This is a genomic window from Ilumatobacter nonamiensis YM16-303 (genome assembly GCF_000350145.1).
In the GTDB taxonomy this organism is placed as follows: domain Bacteria; phylum Actinomycetota; class Acidimicrobiia; order Acidimicrobiales; family Ilumatobacteraceae; genus Ilumatobacter_A; species Ilumatobacter_A nonamiensis.
The window spans coordinates 1-4,457 of the sequence record NZ_BAOL01000060.1; the positions used below are offsets into that span (position 1 = coordinate 1).

Genomic DNA, 4,457 nt, shown 5'->3' on the forward strand with positions numbered 1-4,457 from the left:
CCCGGTCGCCGGTGACTTCTGCCGATCGGCGGGGTGGGGGCCCCGCATCAGCGTGGCCTGTGGCGTTGTGGGAACTTCAGCCGATCTGACGCCCGTGCTCGGCCCAGAACGGTGCTCGCAACATGCGGCGCAACACTTTTCCGCTCGGGTTGCGTGGTAGTTCGTCGATGACGTCGATGGTCGTCGGCGCTTTGAAATGGGCCAGGTGTTCACGGCACCAGGTGATCAACTCTGTCGGTTCCGCGACCTGTCCCTCGCTCGCCACGACGACCGCGGTCACCGTTTCCCCCCAGCGCTCGTGAGGTGTGCCGAACACGGCCGCCTCGCTGACCGTGGGATGGGCGGTGAGCACGTTCTCCACTTCGACCGGGTAGACGTTCTCGGCGCCAGTGACGATGACATCGGACAGCCGATCGGTGAGAAACAGGTACCCGTCGCGGTCCATGTACCCGGCGTCTCCGGTTCGCAGCCAACCGTCGGACACGATCGTCTCGGCTGTGGCGGTCGGATTGCCGAGGTAGCCCGCCATCTGTTGATCACTTCGCGTCCAGACTTCGCCGCGTTCGCCCGTGGCGCGATGCGCGCCGGTATCAGGATCGACGATGCGGAGTTCGATGCCGTCGGGCGACCGGCCAGCCGAATGGAGAAGATTCAGGTTCGGGTCGTGGTCCTCAGGTCGGAGGTAGGTGATCGGTCCACCGGTTTCAGTCATCCCGTACAGCTGCACGAAGTCACACGACAGCGTGCGCATCGCGCGCTCGAGCAGGTCCGGTGCGATCGGCGATGCGCCGTACGCAAGGGTCTCGAGGCTCGAGGTGTCGGTGGTGTGAACATCCGGATCGTTGATCATGGTGCCGATCACCGCCGGTACGAGTAGGGCATGGCTCACTCGGTGTGTGGCAATCGCCGCCAGGAGCTGTGAGGGCGTGGCATCTCGCATCATCAGGCAGTGCGCTCCCGAATGCACAGGCATGTAGATCCAGCCTGTGCCCGCGGTGTGGAACACCGGCGAGCACACCATGACGGTGTTATCAGGTCCGATGTTCCAGGGAGCCTCCCTGGCGAGGTTCGCACCGATCGCCGCAACCGAGAGGAGTACCCCCTTCGGGGTGCCCGTCGTGCCCGATGTGTAGAAGATGAGCGCGATGTCATCCGGCTCCGGTTGGGTCGACAGCGGATCCGAGCTGCACTGACCGCACCATTCGGACGGTGCAGCGGCGTTGATGATCACGGTCTCGATTCCCGCTGCGGCGATCGCTGACTCCACGGTGGCTCGGAACTCATCGTCGACAGCGACCAGAGAGGGACGGGAATCGGCCAACAGCGGAGCGATCTCCGACGCGGTCAAGCGCCAGTTGATGCCCACGATCGTCGTCCGGCACTTCGAGGCGCCGTACAGCAAGGCGACGTAGCCGGCGCGGTTGCGACCGACATGAACCACTCGTCCACCTACGGTTGCCCCGAGGTCGACGATGGCACGGGCGGCACGATTGGACCACTCGTCGAGTTCCGCCCAGGACCACTGCGTCTCGATGGCGCCGTCCGCAACGACGGTCAGCGCCGTTTCGTTCGGCCGGCGCCTCGCCCAGTGCCGCACGTCGGTGGCGAAAGACGTCGTCTGGACGTCCGGTTGATTGGATGGACTCTCGTCATCTTGGCTCGTCATGAACCATGAGTATTGCCGATCTTTTGTTGACAGTCGACAACTACTCGGGGTAGCCCTGCACGTGTTCTTGGCTGTCGGCCAGAACTTGGAGCGTGGCCGCAGGCGGAGTCTCGAGGCTCGCTGTTGCCCGGTCGACAGCTGCCGGCGCGGGTTCTCCATCGTCAGGTCGTGTCGAGACTGAATCGTTCAGTGGGCGCCGTGGCTGGCAATCTCGGGTCATGAATGATCACGTCCGCTGGGAGCTGAACGATGACCATGTCGGCACGATCACGCTCGACAAACCGGAGACGCACAACGCGCTCACCCACGCCATGTACGACGAACTCGAGCGGTTGGTGCGTGCCGCGCCCGACAGCGGGGCGCGCTGCCTGATCGTCACCGGATCCGATCCGTCGTTCTGTTCGGGCGACGACGTACGTGCGGTGATGGGCGCTGGTGACGATGGTGCGGCACCCGTGCTCGACAGCGACGGGCGCACGCCGAGCATCACCCCCGCGGCGGACGCGCTGCTCCACACCGACATCCCGGTCATCGCCGCGGTCAACGGCGCAGCGGTCGGCTGGGGGATGGAACTCGCGCTCTTCGCCGACCTGCGCGTGGCCAGCGATCGGGCGCGGTTCGGTGAACTCTTCGTGCTGCGCGGACTCGTGAGCGACGTCGGCGGTATCGGCCGCCTCGCACAGCTCGTCGGACGAGAGCACGCGGCCGAACTGTTGTTCACTGGAGAGGTGATCGACGCGGAGCGGGCCCAGGAGATCGGTCTCGTCGGTCGGGTGGTCGCGCACGAGGAGCTGCAGTCGACGTCGCAGGGACTGGCCGCGCGGATTGCTGCCAACCCGCCGCTCGCGGTCCAGCAGCTCAAAGCGGGACTGCGTCGCACGCTCGACCCCGATTGGTACGAGCTCGGCCGGTGGGTGTCGTCCACGCTGACCGAGCTGTTCGGTACCGCCGACCATCGTGAGGGCGTGCGCGCGTTCCTCGAACGTCGTCCCGCGGAGTTCCACGGGAACTGAGAAGGTTCGAGGACCTAGGGTGCGATGTCGTGAGCCACGACCGCATCGAAGTCAGCAGAACCATCGCCGCAGAACCCGCCGCCGTCTGGGCCGCGGTGTCCGACATCACCCGCATGGGCGAGTGGTCACCGGAATGCCACACGGCCCGATGGGTCGACGGTGCCACCGGACCTGCGACCGACGCGTGGTTCGAGGGCGAGAACCGCAACGGCGACTTCGAGTGGACCACTCGTGCCGTCGTCGTCGAGTGCGATCCCGAACGACGCTTCGTCTTCGAAGGTGACGCCGACGGATTCCGCTTCTCCCGCTGGGGCTACGAGATCGAGCCGAGTGACGACGGCTGCGTCGTGACCGAGTTCAACCTCAGCTTTCTTCCGGAGTCGTTTCAGGCGGTCTCGGCGGAGATCTCCGGGGTCGAGGATCGTGAGTCCCACAACCAGGCGGGGATGGCGGCCACTCTGGAACGCCTCGCCGCCACCCTCGAGGCCTGAGCGTCGAAACGCCGGAGTTGCCCCTCGGCGAATCAGCCGCGTCGTTCGAGAACGGAGCAGTAGTTGGCGACACCGGAGCCGCCCATGTTGAAGACGCAGCCGAGTTCGGCGTTCGCCTTCTGGAGGTCTCCTGCCTCACCGCTCAACTGCATGGCGGACATCACGTGCATCGAGACGCCGGTCGCGCCCACCGGATGGCCCTTGGCCTTCAGTCCGCCCGACAGGTTGATGGGGACATCCCCATCGGGGTACACGGTGCCGTTCTCGAGCACCGATGCACCCTCACCCTTCGCGGCGAGACCCATCGCCTCGTAGACCAGGAGTTCGGCGATGGTGAAACAGTCGTGGATCTCGGCGAAGTCGAGATCGGTGACCGAGATTCCGGCCTGATCGAACGCCGAAGCGAACGCGCGGGCCGGTCCCTCGAAGTCGGTGAGCTTGCGTCGTGACATCGGGAGGATGTCCTGGACGTGCGCCGTGGAGCGGAAGCGGATCGCCTTGTCGTGCCGCTTCGCCACATCGTCGGAGGCGATGACGATCGCGGCGGCGCCGTCGGAGATGAGCGAGCAGTCGGTCACACGCAGCGGTTCGGCGACCATCGGGTTCTTCTCCGACACCGTGTTGCAGAAGTCGAAGCCGACGTCCTTGCGCATGTGCGCCAGCGGGTTCTTCGCTCCGTTGGCATGGTTCTTCGCGGCGATGGCGGCGAGCGTGGAGGAGTGGTCGCCGTACTCCGCGAAGTACGCCTCGGCGAACTGGGCGAAGATCTGCGGGAACGACAGCCCCGCCTCCTCTTTCTGATACGAGGCGCCGCCGAGGGCTGCGGCCACGTCGGCCGTGCTGTTGTTCGTCATCTTCTCGGCGCCGACGACGAGCGCGATCTCCGCCTCGCCCGCCTTGATGGCGTTGATCGCGCTGTAGATCGCGGCAGATCCGGACGCGCACGCGTTCTCGACCCGGGTCGTCGGTTTCCACCGGAGCCCCTCGTCGGCCTGGATCGTCAGCGAAGCGGGGAATCCGTCCGTGACCAGCCCGCTGTTGAAGTGCCCGAGCCATGTGGCATCGACCTCGTTCGACGAGATGCCGGCGTCGGCGATCGCGCCTCGCGCGACCTGGACGATCATCTCCTCCAGGCTGTCGTCGAGACGCCCGAAGGCGAGATGTGACCAGCCGATGATGCTCGGATTCATGCCTCTCCGTTTCCGTTCCCAGACTCCGCTCGGACCCAGCCAACATGCGCCCGCGGAAGAGGCGAACGTGGTTCGGTGGGTGCGGCGCACTCGGCGC

General features: G+C 65.9%; 4 protein-coding genes. 2 read left to right on the forward strand and 2 right to left on the reverse strand.

Translation table 11 applies throughout. The features are described 5' to 3' along the window. Positions 1–76: 76 nt before the first annotated feature. Complete coding sequence (locus ON45_RS07135) at positions 77–1,666, reverse strand: AMP-binding protein (RefSeq protein ID WP_051062653.1); 1,590 nt, start codon at positions 1,664–1,666, stop codon at positions 77–79. A 218-nt stretch (positions 1,667–1,884) separates the two neighbouring features. On the opposite strand from ON45_RS07135, the gene ON45_RS07140 reads away from it, so the two are divergent. Further along, positions 1,885–2,679 carry an enoyl-CoA hydratase/isomerase family protein gene (locus tag ON45_RS07140; protein WP_040492957.1) on the forward strand — a complete coding sequence of 265 codons (795 nt, stop codon included), beginning with the start codon at positions 1,885–1,887 and terminating at the stop codon, positions 2,677–2,679. A gap of 29 nt (positions 2,680–2,708) precedes the next feature. Continuing rightward, positions 2,709–3,170 (forward strand): SRPBCC family protein, encoded by a 462-nt coding sequence (locus ON45_RS07145; RefSeq protein WP_040492958.1) that lies wholly within the window; start codon positions 2,709–2,711, stop codon positions 3,168–3,170. 32 nt (positions 3,171–3,202) lie between these two features. Here the strand turns inward: ON45_RS07145 and ON45_RS07150 are convergent, their stop codons facing one another. After that, on the reverse strand, positions 3,203–4,360 hold the full coding sequence (locus ON45_RS07150) for an acetyl-CoA acetyltransferase (RefSeq protein WP_040492959.1): 1,158 nt from the start codon (positions 4,358–4,360) through the stop codon (positions 3,203–3,205). Positions 4,361–4,457 lie beyond the last annotated feature (97 nt).

Coding starts and splice junctions, on each gene's coding strand:
- ON45_RS07135 (WP_051062653.1), bottom strand. CDS start 1,666: ATGACGAGCCAAGATGACGAGAGTCCATCCAATCAACCGGACGTCCAG.
- ON45_RS07140 (WP_040492957.1), top strand. CDS start 1,885: ATGAATGATCACGTCCGCTGGGAGCTGAACGATGACCATGTCGGCACG.
- ON45_RS07150 (WP_040492959.1), bottom strand. CDS start 4,360: ATGAATCCGAGCATCATCGGCTGGTCACATCTCGCCTTCGGGCGTCTC.